This window comes from Paenibacillus sp. FSL K6-1217, assembly GCF_045040735.1.
Taxonomy (GTDB): Bacteria; Bacillota; Bacilli; order Paenibacillales; family Paenibacillaceae; genus Paenibacillus_AQ.
In genome coordinates this window covers 5216671-5233321 of record NZ_CP150271.1, presented here as the reverse complement: position 1 = coordinate 5233321, position 16651 = coordinate 5216671, and the positions used below count along the sequence as shown (strand labels likewise).

General features: G+C 45.4%; 22 protein-coding genes and 1 tRNA gene. 6 read left to right on the top strand and 17 right to left on the bottom strand.

Annotation, left to right across the window (positions count from 1 at the left end):
- Positions 1-16: 16 nt before the first annotated feature.
- The 6 genes from MHH28_RS23170 to MHH28_RS23145 all read right to left on the bottom strand — a co-directional run bounded on the left by MHH28_RS23170 (position 17) and on the right by MHH28_RS23145 (position 3533).
- Positions 17-1111, bottom strand: coding sequence for a DUF6612 family protein (locus MHH28_RS23170; RefSeq protein ID WP_405105924.1), 1095 nt, complete (start codon positions 1109-1111; stop codon positions 17-19).
- A gap of 104 nt (positions 1112-1215) precedes the next feature.
- Entirely contained in the window at positions 1216-1368 is a 153-nt protein-coding gene (locus MHH28_RS23165) for a small acid-soluble spore protein P (protein ID WP_036698929.1), read from the bottom strand.
- A gap of 12 nt (positions 1369-1380) precedes the next feature.
- Positions 1381-1722 (bottom strand): hypothetical protein, encoded by a 342-nt coding sequence (locus tag MHH28_RS23160; protein ID WP_076162064.1) that lies wholly within the window; start codon positions 1720-1722, stop codon positions 1381-1383.
- Positions 1723-2192: 470 nt separating this feature from the next.
- A complete protein-coding gene (locus MHH28_RS23155) occupies positions 2193-2576 on the bottom strand; it encodes a DUF2326 domain-containing protein (RefSeq protein ID WP_405117220.1) in 384 nt (127 codons plus the stop codon).
- 10 nt (positions 2577-2586) lie between these two features.
- The gene (locus tag MHH28_RS23150; protein WP_405105921.1) at positions 2587-3177 is read right to left on the bottom strand and encodes a hypothetical protein; all 591 of its coding nucleotides are present in this window, start codon (positions 3175-3177) and stop codon (positions 2587-2589) included.
- Between the two features lie 83 nt (positions 3178-3260).
- Positions 3261-3533: a hypothetical protein gene (locus MHH28_RS23145; RefSeq protein ID WP_405105919.1), complete on the bottom strand. Its 273-nt coding sequence runs from the start codon at positions 3531-3533 to the stop codon at positions 3261-3263.
- A gap of 187 nt (positions 3534-3720) precedes the next feature.
- Here MHH28_RS23145 and MHH28_RS23140 point away from each other — a divergent pair, with 187 nt between their 5' ends.
- Together MHH28_RS23140 and MHH28_RS23135 are read left to right on the top strand one after the other, a co-directional pair.
- The gene (locus MHH28_RS23140) at positions 3721-4458 is read left to right on the top strand and encodes a hypothetical protein (protein ID WP_405105917.1); all 738 of its coding nucleotides are present in this window, start codon (positions 3721-3723) and stop codon (positions 4456-4458) included.
- A 156-nt stretch (positions 4459-4614) separates the two neighbouring features.
- Entirely contained in the window at positions 4615-5481 is an 867-nt protein-coding gene (locus tag MHH28_RS23135) for a septal ring lytic transglycosylase RlpA family protein (RefSeq protein WP_235218517.1), read from the top strand.
- Between the two features lie 79 nt (positions 5482-5560).
- On the opposite strand, the gene MHH28_RS23130 is transcribed toward MHH28_RS23135, so the two are convergent.
- Positions 5561-6175, bottom strand: coding sequence for a recombinase family protein (locus tag MHH28_RS23130; RefSeq protein WP_405117218.1), 615 nt, complete (start codon positions 6173-6175; stop codon positions 5561-5563).
- A gap of 248 nt (positions 6176-6423) precedes the next feature.
- Here MHH28_RS23130 and MHH28_RS23125 point away from each other — a divergent pair, with 248 nt between their 5' ends.
- Positions 6424-6705 carry a hypothetical protein gene (locus tag MHH28_RS23125; protein ID WP_405105915.1) on the top strand — a complete coding sequence of 94 codons (282 nt, stop codon included), beginning with the start codon at positions 6424-6426 and terminating at the stop codon, positions 6703-6705.
- Here MHH28_RS23125 and MHH28_RS23120 read toward each other — a convergent pair.
- The 3 genes from MHH28_RS23120 to MHH28_RS23110 form a co-directional block, all read right to left on the bottom strand.
- Positions 6698-6862, bottom strand: a complete 165-nt coding sequence (locus tag MHH28_RS23120; protein ID WP_200869261.1) for a hypothetical protein — start codon at positions 6860-6862, stop codon at positions 6698-6700. The two genes, MHH28_RS23125 and MHH28_RS23120, sit on opposite strands and share 8 nt — an antisense overlap.
- 13 nt (positions 6863-6875) lie before the next feature.
- Positions 6876-7241: a hypothetical protein gene (locus tag MHH28_RS23115; RefSeq protein WP_405105913.1), complete on the bottom strand. Its 366-nt coding sequence runs from the start codon at positions 7239-7241 to the stop codon at positions 6876-6878.
- Positions 7242-7319: 78 nt separating this feature from the next.
- Entirely contained in the window at positions 7320-7529 is a 210-nt protein-coding gene (locus tag MHH28_RS23110; protein WP_405105911.1) for a hypothetical protein, read from the bottom strand.
- Positions 7530-7674: 145 nt separating this feature from the next.
- Between MHH28_RS23110 and MHH28_RS23105 the strand changes: the two genes are divergently transcribed.
- The 3 genes from MHH28_RS23105 to MHH28_RS23095 all read left to right on the top strand — a co-directional run bounded on the left by MHH28_RS23105 (position 7675) and on the right by MHH28_RS23095 (position 9559).
- Complete coding sequence (locus MHH28_RS23105; protein ID WP_405105909.1) at positions 7675-7896, top strand: hypothetical protein; 222 nt, start codon at positions 7675-7677, stop codon at positions 7894-7896.
- A gap of 314 nt (positions 7897-8210) precedes the next feature.
- Positions 8211-8768 carry a hypothetical protein gene (locus tag MHH28_RS23100; RefSeq protein ID WP_405105907.1) on the top strand — a complete coding sequence of 186 codons (558 nt, stop codon included), beginning with the start codon at positions 8211-8213 and terminating at the stop codon, positions 8766-8768.
- Between the two features lie 188 nt (positions 8769-8956).
- Positions 8957-9559, top strand: a complete 603-nt coding sequence (locus MHH28_RS23095) for a DUF1906 domain-containing protein (protein ID WP_341027853.1) — start codon at positions 8957-8959, stop codon at positions 9557-9559.
- Between the two features lie 112 nt (positions 9560-9671).
- Here the strand turns inward: MHH28_RS23095 and MHH28_RS23090 are convergent, their stop codons facing one another.
- From MHH28_RS23090 to MHH28_RS23060, 7 genes are all read right to left on the bottom strand, one after another.
- Positions 9672-11231: an IS1182 family transposase gene (locus MHH28_RS23090; RefSeq protein WP_405105905.1), complete on the bottom strand. Its 1560-nt coding sequence runs from the start codon at positions 11229-11231 to the stop codon at positions 9672-9674.
- A 461-nt stretch (positions 11232-11692) separates the two neighbouring features.
- Positions 11693-11926, bottom strand: a complete 234-nt coding sequence (locus tag MHH28_RS23085; protein WP_405105903.1) for a hypothetical protein — start codon at positions 11924-11926, stop codon at positions 11693-11695.
- Between the two features lie 134 nt (positions 11927-12060).
- A tRNA-Ser gene (locus MHH28_RS23080) sits at positions 12061-12149 on the bottom strand.
- Positions 12150-12214: 65 nt separating this feature from the next.
- Positions 12215-13504 (bottom strand): serine--tRNA ligase, encoded by a 1290-nt coding sequence (gene serS, locus MHH28_RS23075; protein ID WP_405105901.1) that lies wholly within the window; start codon positions 13502-13504, stop codon positions 12215-12217.
- 90 nt (positions 13505-13594) lie between these two features.
- Complete coding sequence (gene pdxT, locus MHH28_RS23070) at positions 13595-14179, bottom strand: pyridoxal 5'-phosphate synthase glutaminase subunit PdxT (protein WP_405105899.1); 585 nt, start codon at positions 14177-14179, stop codon at positions 13595-13597.
- Positions 14180-14197: 18 nt separating this feature from the next.
- Positions 14198-15079 (bottom strand): pyridoxal 5'-phosphate synthase lyase subunit PdxS, encoded by an 882-nt coding sequence (gene pdxS / locus MHH28_RS23065; RefSeq protein WP_405105897.1) that lies wholly within the window; start codon positions 15077-15079, stop codon positions 14198-14200.
- A gap of 118 nt (positions 15080-15197) precedes the next feature.
- Positions 15198-16592: a D-alanyl-D-alanine carboxypeptidase family protein gene (locus tag MHH28_RS23060; RefSeq protein WP_405105895.1), complete on the bottom strand. Its 1395-nt coding sequence runs from the start codon at positions 16590-16592 to the stop codon at positions 15198-15200.
- Between the last annotated feature and the right edge of the window lie 59 nt (positions 16593-16651).

Below are 16651 nucleotides of genomic sequence, written 5' to 3'. Positions count from 1 at the left end.
GTGCGGAACTATGGTATTAATAAGTACCCGTACCTGTGCTTCCGAACTGCTGCTGCAGCTCCTCCAGGGTAATAACCTCTTCGCCTTTCGGAATTCCAATCTTGAAAGTCTGCTTCTCGTTGATCTTGCTGTATTGGTTACTTGCATTCATCGACAGTGTGACGTTCTCGCCCTTCTCAGGATCATTCACCTTAATGTCCATAAGCATATCCTGATATACCGGGAAGTCATCCTTATTGAGTGCAGTATTCAGGTGGAACTGGTTAATGGTAAGATACTTGTTCAGATCGGCCAAGTTCTTGTCGAACTCTGCACGGGCTTCGCTGGATTGAAGCTGCTCCTTGGCTTCGGCCAGCTTCGCAGGCTCAATCTGCAGCAGATCCTTATATTCTTCCTTGCCCAGAACATCAATGATCTTCGGCAGCGCATTGTTCACTAAGATTGTAAGCGCCTCTTTAACATTGTCATTGGTTACCTGGAATTGAACTACCTGCTTGGCTTCTACGCCTTCAGGCAGGCCGGCATCCTTGGGTTTGATATTATTGAAGTATTTGGCTTCGTCATATTCGCCAAGTAAGGTGTTCACCACCTCATTGGACAGCTTCTGCATTTTTGCCGTATCCATGGCCGAAGGATTGAATTCAGTTCCTCCCTGCTCTGCCAGCTCCTTCAGATCCAGCTCCACATATTTATTCACGATGGTCTCCGGAATCGGCAGGAATGGAATCGACGGTACTTTGACATACATCTTCTCCCCGGTCATTACCATCGGAACCGTGAAGGACATTGCCATATCCCCCTTTAAGTTCAGAACCATCGTAAGCTCTGTCTGCATCGGCTCTTTCTGATAGACGCCTTCCACTGTCAGCTCGGCGTTCTTAAGCATGCTAAGCATCTGACCAGTCGAAGCATCTGCCTCACTCGTACCCGTGTCGATCTTCAGATCATTAATGGTGATCTTCGACTTCATTTCGTAAGATTCCATTGCTGTGACTTTGGATGCAGCAGAAGTTAAGGCCTCTTTCGGCTCCTCCTTCTTTGCACATCCCGGCAGAATTACTGCAGCTGTAAGTAACAGTGCGGCAGCGGATAACCCCCATTTTTTATTCATTATTTTTCTCCTCTCCCATGTAAAAAAATTCTGTCCCCTCCCTAATGATAAACCATTTGGCAAATATGAGAAACATTTCTCAGTAATTTCGTTCCATTAGCCTATCAGCCTTGAGGATTATTGTGGTCCACATGGTTGGCCTGCTTCACCTTTTTAGACCCGGATAACGGCGCTGGTCCTGAAGAATGGTGTTCCTTGCGCGGTCCCTGATTGTCCTGCTGTACCCCGGGTACAGGCATGCTCTTGGGTTTGCTCATTGGGTTAGCCTCCTATGGATTAGTTAAGCCCTGAAGGGCCTGTGCGCACTCATGAATCTGTCTTGTATACTGCTGCGCCAATAGCTGAACAGCATCCAGCTGCTCATCCGCATGCACCCCGGCCTGCTCGGCGTCAAGCAAATCTACGGCAACCTCGCGGCTATCCACATAGGTGCAGCGGAAATCCAGAGAGTACCCCTGCCGTCCCGCGGCATTGAAATGGATGAGCAGACTGTTCTGGTTCGCCGCATCCCCCTGCACACTGAAGCTGTCCCCATTCTCCATCAGTTCCGGCAGCCGCTCCTGCCAGGCAGACACCAGACTCTGCTGATCTACTTGCAATTGTCGGTCCATCTTTATTATCAGCCTCCTTCCCTAATACATTGCGGAGAAAGCCGGATTTTTATTCCCGCTGGAACACCTTCCAGTGAAAAAGCAGCTTTAGCGGATACAAAAAAACCGTCCTCGTGAGAGAACGGCTTCTATCTGTACTTATTTAAATGTAAAGGAATGGCGGAGAGGATGGGATTCGAACCCATGTGGGCTTGCACCCTAACGGTTTTCAAGACCGCCCCTCGCTGTAAAACCCGCAATCCCTTATGCTGATTGACTTTATGACACTTTATTGTTGAACCGCTACAACGGTCTGAGTTAAAACGTTCGTTTCGGTACGTGACCGTTGGATAAGCTCAGTTTATTATCGTAGAAACAAGAAGTCAACTTCCAAAATAAAAAACCTTTCATTAAAATACACGTTAAGCTCGGATATGCTTAATTTATTCAATTTAAACCTTATTTCCCGTATTCCATATCAACTTGTACTCCTAGAAGTTTACTATTTCTGATTCATCAGTCAGGGTCAAAATTATATTGTCTGTAACAATTTCCTTATATTCTTCTTCACTCATTAAATCCCTAAACGATTCTATTGTATCCTCATTCACAGATGCAATGTATTGTAAATCATGTTCTTGTGACTTTCTATATGCCAATTTAAAAAGAGTATACCTCTGCCGTGGGTCCATATTACTAAATAATCTACTGTCGTGAAAAATAAATTTTACATTATGATTTAGCTGAAGCAGTAATAATGTCATATCGAAACAAAAGATTTTCACTTCGTTTACACCGTCAGAGGAATCATCCTGAATCTTGGCAGTAATATTGTATCTTAAGGTATTTTCACCTTCATTATTAGTAATTCTAATTCCACCAGGCTTAGTGCTGTCTTAATACTCGGGCATCAGGTGAATCTGGGTCTACTTCTCTTGTGATAATATCTGGATTTACTTGAAAGAAATAAGCGTTTCCAATACCTACACCCTTGAAGATATACCCCGCCCTCACAAGGCACTTCATACGATTGATTAGCGTGTTTCGGTGCACTCCAATTAATTCGGCAAGTACAGTTTCATTTAGATGATGGATTTCGTCCGCATCCATTTCATACGGATTACTGCACAAATAATACTTTTGACAATGAAAATACGGGAGTATTCTTAGTAAGATATCCGCATCCTCTAAGGTGATATTCTTTAACTGCCCCCTGGATTGTAATTGATATAACCTTGAGAACATACCTTTACCATCCCTTCCCCCTTCAAATCCGCCCATAATGAAGTAGTCCTCGCTTATGCTATAGGTAGTATTTCTTGTGTTATTTCCGCCTTTATTTATCAAACCAAGGTCAACTAGCTTACCTATAATTTCCTTGGTTCGTCTTTCTTTTTTGCCCAATCTATCCGCGATATCAGATATAGTTGCAGGTTTTCCACTCTTCAAGAGTATGCCGTCTTTATTAAGTTGCATGAAATGAAGCAAGAAAAATAACGCCCCTAACTCATTTCCCTTAGCTCTGGGAACTATCTGCTTGATTGGTTCATCGAAGCAATTTACATACAGCCACCTTTTGCAGCTTTGATTATGCTCAGAATACTATCAATTGTACTCGGATCAAGGCTGGATAACCATGCAATCGTATCATGCTCTTCTTTTGTAGGGCATCGTCCGATACAATCCTGAAAGGTTTCCATGAATGGTACGTACTGTTCCATTTGCCATTCCTCCATGACCATACCATCTGGCCGGTAAGGACGCGCAAACTCGCGTTCAATCCATTCTTTCCGACCGGATCTACTATTCACACCGATATACTGTAAATCCATATACACTACACTTCCTTTCAATTTTAAACCTCTGTTCTCAACTATGTATATTTTCGAGATAATTTTTTAAAAAAATTGGATATTTCCACAACAAATATGCGAATGTTATCGTCTATAAAGGTGAAACTATACTGCTTGAAATCTGTGTCAAAGATGCAAGCAAATACTAAAGAAAGTTGGTTTTCAAATGAAAAAAACAGTAGCAGCATTAATCTTATTAGGAGTGGTTACAGGATGCAGCACCCCGTCTTCAGATGCTCCTTCAACAACCAATATTACTACCAGTGCAACGGAGGAGCCTGCTACAAATGTAGTAGCACCTGAAGCAAAGCAGTTTCAGTTGAAGTATACAACGTCTTTAACTGCCGAGCCACTGACCAAAATTAATGCAGTAGAGCAAACTAAACAATTGAAGAGTCAAGCAGTTGATGAATCCAAGGTTTTAACTTATAAAAAGAAGGATGATGTAGAGAAAATTTATGCTGCACTTCAATCCAAAGACGGAACTTATGATATGGGACAGATCGGCTATGAAGGGGCCAGCGACTATTCGACAAGTACAGTTGATGTTTTGGGTCAATCTTACGTTAAAGTGACCGGATCTGTTGGAGCTAGTGCCCCAATTTCTAATTATGTGTCACTCAGCACTTCGCCCCCAACAGTGTTGCATATAGAAGCCAATACCGTTGAGGCTGATGTGGACCAAGACGGGATTAAAGAAATCGTTGCTACTGTGGGTACATCAGCGGAAACGTCCATCTATAAAATAGAGAAGGATTCCCTGGTAAGCGTAAATCTTAATGAAGCCATGAATGCCGCAGTAGTGATGTATGACCAGGAATCTAACACTTTCAAAGCAGAAGTAACCAAAGGCGAGGTTTCAGAATGGAAGATTGAAAATAACCTTCTAGTTCCCAGTTCTTAAAAAGCCTTTGGGCTTTTTTTGTAATTTAATGTTGCGTAACGTTACGCAACATTATAATATATAAACAGAAAGAGAATTTGAAATGAGAAGGACGGGACCCTTCTTATTTTAAATGTCCCACCTCTTTCATACTAAAATGAAATGAGGGATTTTCTCATGGCTAATACTGCTACTGTTAATCTAATTACTGGTGACGTATATGGTTTGTACATTAACGGAAAATATATTGTTGGTGATACGTTTTCTCGTGTAGATGCCGTTAAACAGCGTTTGAATTACATTTTTGCCGATCCTAACCGGGATCTTGACTTTATTACTCCATCATATGAGAACGGACAATATGTCATTAGCTGTCCACGTGTACGCCGAAATGTAGGCCAGGTCACTTATCTGTACGACACAAACGGCAGTGATGGTTGGAAACAGCATCCGTCTAAACTCTATGAACCGACCCACTGGAGCAACTCAGGAGCAAGTACGACCCAAACGGCAATCATGACAGCATCTGGCCCTATGCCTTGGCATAATGCCCTTTTGACTGCCAACCAAATTCGTGCGGCAGTTAATCCGAACTTTGCCAGCGCAGCCGGTGACAATCCACTTAAAGCGCTCGTCGCTCCGACAAATACAGGTGCTTCCGTGCAGAGCGTCATTTCTTCCAGTGCTCGTTGTGATTTTTACGGACACCCTTGCCAAGGTACTGCGGCAGGCACAACCTCTCCATCATGTTCAGGATACAGCGACCTGAGTGCATATCAGAATATTTCAAATACCACTGTAGGTAACGGAGAAGTGCTTCACCCTGTCGATTTAACGTGTGCCATGACATCGACTAATAGTTGGAGCAGCACATACCGTAATAAGTATATTAAAGTCACAAACCTTTCCAACAACCAGTCTATCGTTGTTCGGGTAACCGATACCGCGCCTGCCAATCGTGGAGTGGAATTGACGTATCGTGCATGGGTAGGTATTGGTAAACCGTCTGGAGCAAACAGCGTGAAAATTGAACTTATGAGCTAATCGTTTTGACAACCAAAAAAGGCATGACTCAATTAATAAAGAGTCATGCCTTTTGCTATATAGACTTAGGATCAGATGCTTACTGAGCACATTCAATTTTTCCCGATAGATCAGACTCGTAAATTTTGACCAGCTTATAAAAACTGGTTTTTGAAATCTTTAGTTCGTCCATTGCAACGATTGCGGGAATACTCCCAGCCTTCCATTTTGAATACGTTTGTATAAACTCTTTTGTAATTTCAAGCTTTGGTCTACCAAATTTCACACTTTTCGTTTGAGCAACTTGAATACCTTCAGCTTGACGAATACGATTCTTTTTCCTCTCCTGTTCAGCTCCCCAGGCTAACATGCTAAGGAACTGATCTTCCAGCAGCTTCCCCATATCACCCAGGGCCTTGAACCGGCGACTGTCGAATAAGTTTTCGTTTTCCAAGCATACAATATCAGCATTTAATTCCCGTGTGATATATTTCCACTCCCGGAGGTTGCCGTCATAGTCTCTGCCCAGCCGATCCAGAGCATCCAGGTATAATAAATCCCCTTCTCTCAGCACAAGACGCATAGCCTTATACTGTTCTCGGTCAAAGTCTTTCCCGCTCTGCTTATCTACAAAAGTAAAACGATCTTCAATGCCCAGCTCCCGAAATTTTTGGAGCTGAATGATTAAATAAGACTTTTGCGAACTATTTTCTATTGGTTTTTCTTCGTTCGTAAAAGCATACGTCCATTGTTTACCTCTTTTGAAAACTCCCTATAATACATTATTTGATAAAATCTACAACAAAACGTCAATATTGTAACCTGAAAAATCGAAACATATTCTTCCTTTTCTACGTAAAAAATATACTCCTGTGGAAATTACGCCCTTAACATGCGAACAAACGTTTGGTATAATGGGAAGACTAAGTACAGAAACGGCATTCAATCAAAAGGGGGTCCCTCATGTTAGTCTATGAAAACCAATTGCCCAATGTATCCTCAGATGTAAAGCAACATATTATGGGGATTATAGACGCAAGCCCAACCTCTCAATTTCATTGTGATGTAACAACAGAAATCCCTAATGTGTATGTTTATCTAATTGAAGACAACCCGTTGGAAAGCTATTCTATTTTCCATGCCTTTTCGTATGACAATATTAGTCCAGATTATTCCTATCAATGTTTTACTATTGACCAAATCCATAAAATGCACCAATTCATTGAAAAGGCTAAGTTCATTTAGCCTTTTTTTCCTTTATTACACGTTCATATTCTTCTTCAATGGTTTTGGATAACAGTTCGGTTGCTGTCATATTCAACTTTTTTGCAGCCGTAGCTAATTGCTTTTTTATATAGACAGGTACGTCATAATGAAATTTAACCTTATTTCCATATGCCATCGTCCATTACCCCCTATCCTATAATTTCTTGGTATTTATTTTCAATAATACGAATTAATAATTGAGTCGCTGATATTTCTTGTAATGCGGCTGCCTCAATTAGTTTTTCCTTGATTTCAGGCTGAAACTCATAGGGTAATTTCAGCTTAGGCTCTACCATACGTCCATCTAATGTTTTTTCAGCATCCAGGGCAAGTTTCACTAAAGTATCTAGGGACGAATCATTAGAAGCTTCTCTTCCATACTTGGGCAATACTCGTATTAAGTAATTTTTTAAAGCCTTCTGATTTTCCTCCGGTATTTCTATACCAAAATGCTCACCATTAATTTTAATATCACAATCGACCACAAATCCAAATAGGTTAATACTGTACTTCATATTTCCCCTCCTTATCAGCTATGGTTATTATATAGCGATTCGTAACCCCTCACAATATTATTTTCTACCTTCTAGTAACTAATTTCCATTTAAATCTGAACTTATTCCTAGCAATTCGGAAAAAATAGCATTGCCTTTAGCTTTATGATTAGCTATTAAACTGTGGGTAGCCATAACAACCAGTTGTGTTTGAGACAACCCAGTTTTTTCCGATATCTCTAGCAAATCTTTTCTGGCACTTTCCGGAAGATACACAGTGAGCCTAGGAGGCTTTTCTTTCGATTCCATTCGCATCACCCTATTATTATTTATTTCTATTATAGCATATATTTTATATCATAGTAACATATAATGTATGTTATTTAAAAAATATAGCGTAACGTTTCGTTATGTAATATAATATAATAAAGCCAAAGAAGGGAGGTATTTACTTATGGATCTACAGGCAGTTGTTCAGTTAATCGGAAACGTTGGATTTCCCATTGCTCTTTCTCTGATTCTTCTCCAGACGATACTCATCAAATTCAACAAACAAATGGATGGATTAGAGAAACGCTTGGCTCAGCTTGATAAGACGATGAAACTGATGGTTAAGACGTATCATCAAAGTACATCAAAATCTGCTATTCGCCAGGATAAAAAAGAAGACGGTTGAGATTAGATTATCTGTATCTTATGAGCAAATAAACTCCATTCAATTGAATGGAGTTTATACTGCGTTATGTACCCCGTTATATCGTATTGGTGAAAAGGATCTCCTCCAGCGTTTTTTCTTGGTGAGGATCTCATTGGTACAACGGAACTCTCAGGGGAATCTTGGCGGATTTAGCAGCTACGATTACCTGGTTTAGTTCGCTGGATCTGTGAAGAGTTTCAAAAAAGAAACTTATATGAGAAGATTAAGCAACTTTTGAATGAGCAGTTCAGTCTATTATTATGAGGTGACAGATCAACGAGGAGGATATTTAAATGGACTACAAAGGGAAAGTCGTGATTATCGGCCTGCTATTTGGGGCTTTATTAGCAGGATGCAGTCAGAATGAAAATTCGCCTTCAACTCCTTCACCCACTCCTGCAACTGAACAAAGTCAGAATGAAAATTCGACCAATAAAGCGGGTGAAGAAATGACAGAAGCAGAGCCACTATCTTATACAGCAGAACAAAAAAATGAAATTAGTGAAGCTGCTAAGAAAGCCGGATTAGATAAAGTCTACATCCCCACAGTAGGTTTAGGTAGCGATGATTACATGGATCGTGTTGAAGTTAAAGACAATCAAGTCCGTATTGTATTTATTCGTGGTTCAATCACTCAATCCAAAGAAGAACTTAAACCAACTGCCGAGATTGCTTCGACTAAAGAAGTAGAGCTTTCTAAAGATGTATCTGGGGAGTGGATTGCTAAAGAGAATGAAGTACCGTATTTATACTTTGAGAAAGACGGATTGTATTTTAGTATGAGTTCAGCAAAAACCTTTTCTCAGGCTGAGTATGAGAGAGCGGCCGCTTCGCTTGAACCCTTAGAGTAAGTTTTCTAGCTATCTCCTCACTATGAAGAGATAGTTTTTTTGTGCCATAATATAGCGTAACGTTACGCTATATTATATTATAATAACTAAGCAATACCAACTGACCTTTGGAATGTGTGGGGTACACATCCACAAGGCCATACCCCGTTCAGGTTATTGCTATACCAAATAGACGGAGGTAATTTATTATGGCAGCAGGTGTTGATACATTAAACGTAGTAAGTTCATCGATGGCGAATTGCTTGGTTAGCAATGGTCAAACTTTTGTAGGTCGCTACTATCGACCGGCGGCTTCGAATTTTTACAGCAGTCGTTTGCAAAATGCTGAAGCACGTACCATTTCCAATGCGGGTCTTTTTATCATTTCCATTTTTCAGTACAATTCGAGAACAGCGTCTTACTTTACCAGTAGCCAAGCTCATGCAGACGGTGCTACTGCTGTAAATCAAGCAGTGGCTGCCGGTCAGCCCTCTGGCACGCCCATTTATTTTACTGTGGACTACGACGCAAGCGCAAGTGATCTGAGTAATTCTATTATTCCTTACTTGAACATTGTAAAAACCTATACCGACAGTTACGGCTATCAGCTAGGGATTTACGGGGGATATAGAACAACGACAACAGTCGGTGCAGCTATTCCGGGCATTTATCGTTGGCAGGCTAGTGCTTGGAGCAGTGGTCAGAATGACCCCAATCGACGCCTTTATCAGTACGCAATCGAACAATCCATTTGCGGTGGGACTTTTGATAAGAATGAGAGCAACGGGAACGCTGGAGGATGGAGATTGTAGTAGACAATCAACGAAGAAGGGGCTGTCCCAAAAGTAAATATTATTCTTATAAGTGGAAACAAAACCTATAGCTTCTTCAAAGCGTAACAGGTAAAAAAGGAGTGATTCTCCGTTATTGGAGGACCGCTCCTTTGCGTTTCTGGTCGTTCGCTGCTTGCTTCAGCAGGTTGTGGGCGAGCGAAAGCCAACCGACCTCCAGCGTCACTTTTTCCAAGCCGCGAAGCAGAAAGCGCCGGAAGCCCCGGTTATTCTTTAATTGTCCAAATACACTTTCCGGCTCCGTCATTCGACGTACGGCCAATAGATAGCCTTCCTCGCTTCGGAGGATTTCTTTCGCCTGTTTCTGGTATCTAAGCCGCTCCAGACTGACTGCGATTCCCCGGTTTCCGCTTCCCTTCGTGCAGTTTTCTTTTAGCGGACAACCTCCGCAGCTTTGACTTTGGTAGTGACGCTTCTTAATTTCGTATCCACTCTCTGTGGTTTCCTTGCTTTCTCGTTGGAAATACAGCGGGTGTCCAGCTAAACACGTCCAGCGATCCTCGGATCCGTCGTAGGTCCAGTTCTCGATTTTTCCGACGTCGGCTTTCCAGGCTTTGCTCTTTTCTTTGTGGTAGGTGCTGTATTTCACGACGGCCTGTATCTCGCTCTTTTCCAGATAGGCGTAGTTTTCTTCACTTCCATAGCCGGCATCTGCAATGACCGTCTTTGGAAGTTCCCCGAGGAATTGCTTTGTTTTTTCCAGATGTGGTTCTAAACAGCGGGTGTCACCCGGTCTTTGATGGAGACTGTAGGCCACAATAAACTGGTTTTCGGTCCCGATCTGTAGATGATAACCTGGCTTCAGTTGGCCATTTCGCATGTGATCTTCTTTCATCCGCATAAACGTTGCCTCTGGATCGGTCTTGCTGAAACTGTTACGGTCCCCAAGCAGTTTTTGATATTCTTCGTACTTCTGCAGTCGGGGAAGCAAATCCTTACACAACTTCCGAACCGTCTTTTTTAGGGGCTTGTCTTTCGGTTTTTCGGCAAGCTGAGCTTCAAGCTTTTGCACGGCTTGTTCGTGTTTCTCACTGTCCATTTCTGAACCCGTGCTGAATTCAGCCAGATCTTTGCCCTGGTTCTTTTGTTCTTCCTGCTCTTCCGCTGCGTCAATGTCAGCGAATAGGGCCTGTACCTTATCTTGCAGTTTCGCTTTGTGTTTGCTGACCGCTTTGCTCCAGACAAAGGTGTAGCGATTGGCATTCGCCTCAATCTTAGTGCCGTCCACAAAATAATGCTCCAGAGACACGTATTTTTCGTTAGCCAGAAACTGAAGCACGGCGGTAAATACCGTTTCGAGGACATTTCTCATCCGCTGGGAACGGAAGCGATTCAGCGTGCGGAAGTCGGGTCGCTGCCGTCCGGCCAGCCACATGAAGGGAATGTTCTCCCGGACCGCTTTGGCGATTTGGCGAGACGAATAGATTCGCTGAGTGTACGCGTAGATGATGACTTTGGTAAGCATTTTAGGATGGTAGCTGTCACGGCCGCCGCCGGGATAGGCCGCGTCAAAAATGGCGTTGTCCAGCCGATTGACGGCGGCATTCACGACGCGAACGAGGTGATTATTCGGGATATCTTCTTCCAGATCCATTGGCAAGCAAAGTTGGTCCATGGTATATTGGATGTACAAAGAAATCGCTCCTTTGGGAATGGTTGGGTGGTACCTCCATGTTGCCAAAACGAGCGATTTTTTTTGTTTCTTTTTTAAGGATGGACGAGCCATTTCCCGCTCAAACAGCGGAGAGGACGGAACGATTGTGGAAAAGCGGCAGCGGTCGCCTTGGTCTCCGGATTTTCACCGCTAGGGGAATGAAAAAAAATCTGGAGACCACAGCGATTGGAACAACGGTCCGTTCGCGCAGCGTTCACCCAAGTACTCACGTTGATCCTACTACAAACTAAAGAGCTGTCCCAAGCAGCCACTTCATGGCTTTTGAGACAGCCTCTTCTTTGATGGCTTCAACTTCTGTACCGTCAACATAGATGAAATCCATACACGAATGACATCACGGTTAGGTACAAAGTTATCAAGACCGCTGTACTCCGTTGCTAAGAAACGCCGAAACCAGTTCATATGCTTCCTGTAGTCTTCTAAGGTGCGCTCTGCCGCCCCTGCCGCTTGCCTTGCGGCAATAAGTAGCGGGTAAACAGCTTGTCCAGTGTCAACGTCTCAGGGCGAGGTTTCTCGGCTTCCTGAAGCGTGGAGCGGACCGTTTCCAAGACCGATGGAGTAAGGCGGTCTAATAACCGCTGAGGGATGTCTAAATTATTCTTTCTTTGTCCCCGTTTATGTTTATGGGCTGTTTTTCCTTTGTTCACATTCATAATGAATACCTCCCGTTAGATTCTCCTCTAACGGTCACGAACACAAAAAAAACGCACCAGACCGCTGTTCAACAGTCTAGTGCGTTTATGTCATATCCACCACAATATCTTATGTGGCGGGGCATTTTAAGGAATGGCGGAGAGGATGGGATTCGAACCCATGTGGGCTTGCACCCTAACGGTTTTCAAGACCGCCCCGTTATGACCGCTTCGGTACCTCTCCAATGCATCAAAATTTCACATGCATTAGGAATTATACCACGCCCCACAAATAATATGCAACTATTATTATTGAGTTGTTTTTGCAGAAATGGACTTCACATTGCGCATATACGGCTGCAGGCATTCCGGAATCAGCACACTGCCGTCCTCCTGCTGGTAATTCTCCAGAATAGCAGCTACGGTGCGGCCTACCGCCAGCGCAGAGCCATTCAGCGTATGCACGAATTCCGGCTTCGCCTTCGGTTCCTTACGGTAACGGATGTTGGCCCGGCGCGCCTGGAAGTCCTCGGTGTTGGAGCATGAAGAGATCTCACGGTACATGCCGCTCTCAGGCAGCCATACCTCCAGGTCATACGTCTTGGCAGAGGTGAACCCCATATCTGCCGTACAGAGCAGCAGAACGCGGTAGGGCAGCCCCAGAAGCTGCAGCACGCGCTCAGCGTCGGCTGTCATCTTCTCCAGCTCCTCATAGGAGCTCTCCGGACTGGCAAGCTTCACCAGCTCCACCTTGTTGAACTGATGCTGACGGATCAGACCGCGGGTATCGCGTCCGGCAGAACCGGCCTCCGAGCGGAAGCAGGAGCTGTAGGCGACATGATACTTCGGCAGATCGCCAGCCGTCATAATCTCTTCACGGTAATAGTTCGTCACAGGCACTTCCGCTGTAGGAATCAGATAATATTCTGTATCCCGCAGCTTGAACAGGTCCTCTTCGAACTTCGGCAGCTGTCCTGTTCCATAGAGGCTGTCCTTGTTAACAATATACGGCGGCAGCATCTCTTCATAATTATGCTCCCCGCTGTGCAGGTCCATCATGAAGTTGATCAGGGCCCGCTCCAGTCTGGCACCCAGTCCTTTATAGAAGACAAACCGCGAACCCGTAACCTTCGCTGCTGCCTCAAAATCAATGATATCCAGCTGCTGCGCCAGCTCCCAGTGGGATTTCGGAGTGAATCCAAGCTCTCTGGGCTCCGACCAGCGGCGCACTTCGACATTGTCTTCCTCGGAAGTGCCCACCGGCACCGATTCATGCGGGATATTCGGGATGCTCATCGTCAGCTCGTCGATCTTAGCCTCAAGCTCACGCACTTCATCATCCAATTCTTTGATCCGGTCAGACACCATGCGCATTTCTGCGATCAGATCATCCGCCGGTTCTCCATTCTTCTTCTTCTTGGCAACATCCCCGGATACCGTGTTCCGGCGGTTCTTGAGTCCTTCCGTCTCCTGAAGCAGCTCGCGGCGACGCTGATCCAGCGGCGGGAACCCGGCAATCAAATCCAGCGACTTTCCTCTTTTATTCAGCGCCTCTTCTACTCTCGCATAATCACTGCGCAATACTTTAACATCTAACACAAAGTTTCCCTCCTGAAAACAGCCCAAACTCTTTCAAAATGCTGTTTTGTTTGCAGCTTTGAAAGAGTCAAGATGTCCTTATATGCAGTTCTATAGATTGGCTGTCATACTGTCCTCTACCATGTCGGCAAAATATTGATGCAGCCTATAATCATCAGTCAATTCCGGGTGAAAAGAGCAGGCCAGCAGATGGCCTTGACGCGCGGTTACAATCTCATCCTTATAGAGGGTCAGCACCTCGACATCCGGGCCCACCTCTTCAATAAGCGGAGCACGGATAAATACCGCCCGCACCGGGTCAGCAATCCCCTTAATCTCCAGGTCACATTCAAAGCTTTCCCGCTGGCGGCCAAAGGCATTCCTGGCCACGGTAATATCCATCAGCTCCAGATGACCTGCTTCGTCTCCGGCCATCCGCTTCGCCAGCACGATCATACCGGCGCAGGTGCCGAAAATAGGCTTGCCTTGACCCGAGAACTCCCGGATCGCTTCAATAAAGCCGTATTTGCGCATTAACTTCCCGATTGTTGTACTCTCGCCGCCGGGAATAATCAAGCCCTCTACCCCGTCCAGCTCCTCAACCCGCTTAATGGGCAGGCCCTGCGCGCCGGTCTTCTCAATACTGGCAATATGCTCTGTTACAGCGCCCTGAAGCGCCAATACTCCAATTCTCACCGGGCAACCTTCTCTCTATTAACGGCCGCGTTCCGACATGCGCTCAGCCGGGGTCAATGTGGCGATATCAATCCCCTTCATCGGAGCGCCCAGATTCTTGGACACTTCAGCAATCAGCTTGTAGTCCGTGAAGTGGGTGGTTGCTTCGACGATCGCGCGGGCGAATTTCTCAGGATTGTCCGATTTGAAAATACCCGAGCCGACAAACACCCCGTCAGCCCCCAGATGCATCATGAGCGCGGCATCGGCAGGTGTAGCCACCCCACCGGCAGCGAAGTTCACGACAGGCAGCTTGCCCAGCTGATGAACCTCCAGCAGCAACTCATAAGGAACACCGAGCGTCTTGGCTTCATGATACAGCTCATCCGGTGAGAGGCCCGTCACCTTGCGGATCTGGCTGTTAATATGGCGCATATGGCGGACGGCTTCCACAATATTGCCCGTTCCCGGCTCACCCTTGGTACGGATCATGGAGGCTCCTTCGCTAATCCGGCGCAGGGCTTCCCCAAGGTCCTTGGCCCCGCATACAAAAGGAACCGTGAATTCGTGTTTGTTGATATGGAACACTTCGTCGGCAGGAGTAAGCACTTCACTCTCATCAAGATAGTCTACACCCAGGGATTCCAGAACCTTGGCCTCCACATAGTGTCCGATCCGGGCTTTGGCCATAACAGGAATGCTAACTACCTTGATAACCTCTTCTACAATAGTAGGATCAGCCATACGTGCGACGCCACCCGCTGCGCGGATATCGGAAGGTACACGCTCCAGGGCCATAACGGCCACTGCGCCTGCGGCTTCGGCAATTTTCGCCTGCTCTGCATTCATGACGTCCATAATGACGCCGCCTTTTTGCATTTCTGCCATGCCTCTTTTGACTCGTGAAGTTCCTGTTTCCATATCTATGCCTCCCGTTAGCTCTAACCTAATCTAACATGTAATTCTACCGCAAGGCGGTAATATATACAACCTATTTACTGGGATTTTGTCGTCAGGCTGGGATCAGCAACCTGCAAGCCTAGAACAAGTTCTTAATTCCTTTGAACAGATCACCGAAAAAATTACCGATCGCTCTCAGCAGCAGCTTGAACCAGCCCGCCTTCTCCGCTTCCTCGGCAGTAATCAGGTTAACCGTCTTCTCTTGCGTCGTGGACATTCCTTCAATCTTATAGGAATACGTAACCTTACCTACCTTGCTGGCTCCAGCAATCGGCGCGACCAGCGTAGCCGGATCATTCGTGACCACTGTCGTTTTGATCTGCGGCGACACAGTGCCCTTCGGAACCATGAACGTTACACCCGCATCCGTAACCACAGGTACCTCTTTATTCTTGCCCTTCAGCACAGGCACGGTTTCAGTTCCCGCAATCACTGCCTTAGGCGCAACTACCTGCTTAATCTCGAAATTGTTAAAGCCGAAATCCAGCACCTTCTTCGTCTCTGTGAAACGGTGGGCTTCCGAGTCCGCTCCCATAACTACGCTGATCAGCCGCATGCCGTCACGCACCGCTGTACCGGTGAAGCAATTACCGGCGTTAGTGGTATGTCCTGTCTTCAATCCGTCCAGTCCAGGATAAGCATACGCCTTGAAATTGGGGATATTCTTGTTGGCTTCCAGCATCCAGTTGTAGTTAATCATCGGTTTCGAATCACGCTCACGGAATTTATACGACTGGATCGTCGTAAAATCGGTGAATTCCGGGTGGTCGGTTACAATGAACTTGGCGAGCAGAGCCGCATCCATGGCAGACATTACGGTTTCGCCTTCAGCTTCTGGGCGGAACTTCTTCGGCATATCCGCACGGTCAAGACCTGTGGAGTTGATGAAATGAGCAGTCTTCATTCCCATCTTCTTCGCGGTTTCGTTCATCATTGTGACGAATTCCTGCTCAGAACCTGCGACCAGCTCAGCCAGGGCGACTGTAGCATCATTTGCAGAGCCTACCGCCATCGCTATGTAGAGTTCTTTTACAGTATGTTCATCACCCGCTGCCAGAAAAATACGTGAACCGATCTGCTTGGACGCATTCTCCTGTACAATTACCTTCTGATCCCAGGAAATTTTGCCGCTATTTACCGCTTCCGTAACAAGATATTCTGTCATCATCTTCGTCATACTTGCCGGAGGCATAGGCTGATCCGCGTTGAGCGAGAGCAGAACCTCACCCGTAGTAGGCTCTATCAATACCGCAGATTTCAACTTAAGTCCGAGCGACTCCACGGTTGGAATCTTGGCTACTGCTGTTTTGGCAGGAGTGGCTGCCGCTTTGGTTCCCGCTTCTGTGGTAGCCGGTTTATTTACGGCTTCTGCCATCGCAGAAGCCGCAGGGAAGGTTAACATATTTAAAAGCAGACCTGCTGCCACTGTCTTTATCACAATTTGCTTACTGCTTAGTTTCCGCTTGGACTTCAATGATTACGACTCTCCTTTAATACTCAGATCAGTGCTTGTTCTATTCTAACACAGGGGTA